We start from the raw sequence: 1,345 nt of genomic DNA on the forward strand, positions 1-1,345 counted from the left end.
CCGACACCAGTACCGACACCAGTACCGACACCAGTACCGACTCCCGTACCAACGCCAACACCAACTGGCACATTTGACGGGGTGACGGTAAATGAAACTGTACAGACCGACGGAACTCGTGTGATGACGATTCCTGTTGTCACAGATGAACGCCAAGACGATCCCACCACCGCCCAACAAACCCACGCCGATATTCCGGTAGTGAAAAACGCTGCGGGTGAAGCATTGTTGACAGTGAGTGTCCCGACTGGGGTCGGGATGACGGTAGAAGGTAAAGCCGAGCCATTGAGCAAGAACGATGCTGTGGCGGAATTGTTGCGCCGGATCGAACAAAAAAACACCGGCAACAACAACCAGCAGGAAATGAAAGACAACGGCAATAGCTTCCTCAACCTGCTACAAAATGATGACAAACTGGTGGTGAAATCGATCACACCAACCGTCCCTGCCAACAGCAATGGTGCGCCATCGGCCCCGATTATCATCAACGGCAACAACGCCAAAAATGATGGCAAACAAGCGGTGGTGCTGGATGTCAGCCAACTGCCGAAAGGCACCGTGATTCAGGTTCACAACATCGACTTTATCGCCATTGTCGGTGAAGTACGCGCCGTCGGTGGACAAGGGCAAAACGTGGCAGTCGGCGATAACCAAAAACAATTCATCGTGTTAGGTGCCGACGATGACACCATCTCCGGTGGCGGCGGTGATGATACCGTCGGTTCACTGGGTGGCAATGACACCATAAACGGTGATACCGGCAATGACACTGTTTATGGCGGTGCGGGTAATGACAGCTTAACCGGCGGTGCTGGCAATGACCGACTCAATGGCGGCTTTGGCAACGACACTGCCATCCAAAGCGGTGCACAAACTGACTACACCATCAGTATTGATGGTCATACCGTGGTGTTGACACACAACACCACCGGTGAAGTTGATCGTTTACTCGATGTCGAACTGGTCAAATTCGACAGCGGCGATAACCTCACCATTCGCTATGGCGAAGTGTTTACCGCTGAATACGATCCGAACGTGCTCAACATCACCGCCAATCGCCAATTCACCGGCGGCGAAGGTAATGAGATGGGCTATTTGCCGATGGGCTTGGCGTTGAATGTCGATGGTGGCAAAGGGCATGACGTGCTCAAACTGATAACCACACGGGCAGACTATGCACTGGAACGTAATGGCAATACCTTGGAAATCACCCGTCTTAACGATGGGGCGATGTTGAGCTTACAAAACGTGGAATCCATTGCCTTCGATAACGGCGACATCCTTCACCTGACTCATAACGGCGTAGAAGCCACACTAGCACGGTTGTTCCAAACCTTCCTCAACC

At 52.5% G+C, this 1,345-nt stretch carries 1 protein-coding gene; it reads left to right on the forward strand.

What is annotated here, in order from left to right; translation table 11 throughout:
* Positions 1–1,345: calcium-binding protein (locus tag G465_RS14840; RefSeq protein ID WP_162138839.1), on the forward strand; the 1,345-nt coding region annotated here is incomplete at both ends.

Source organism: Aquaspirillum serpens DSM 68 (genome assembly GCF_000420525.1).
Lineage (GTDB): Bacteria > Pseudomonadota > Gammaproteobacteria > Burkholderiales > Aquaspirillaceae > Aquaspirillum > Aquaspirillum serpens.